The 255-nt window shown below is 72.2% G+C and carries 1 protein-coding gene; it reads right to left on the reverse strand.

From position 1 onward, the window contains the following. A partial coding sequence (locus C7H85_RS19775) for a hypothetical protein (RefSeq protein ID WP_210433712.1) occupies nucleotides 1–255 on the reverse strand: 255 nt, incomplete at both ends.

Raw genomic sequence — 255 nt, forward strand, 5'->3', positions numbered from 1 at the left:
TCGGCACCGACACCCGGATGCCGTCGGTGGTGCCCGCCGGCACGCTCACGCTGTAACGGCCGTCACCGAGATCGGTCACCGCCACCGCCGCCCCGTTGATGGTCACCGTCGGGGTGCCCACGTCGTCTGCCGCGATGTCGCCGCCCAGGCTGAAGCGCAGGGTGGTGGCGTTATCCACCGCCTTGTCCAGGCGGATGGCGAAGGTCGCCACCGCCCCTTCCTCGACCCGACCGGCGTCGGCCACGGTCAGGACCG

The sequence above is a fragment of the Zobellella endophytica genome (assembly GCF_003012775.1).
Lineage (GTDB): Bacteria > Pseudomonadota > Gammaproteobacteria > Enterobacterales > Aeromonadaceae > Oceanimonas > Oceanimonas endophytica.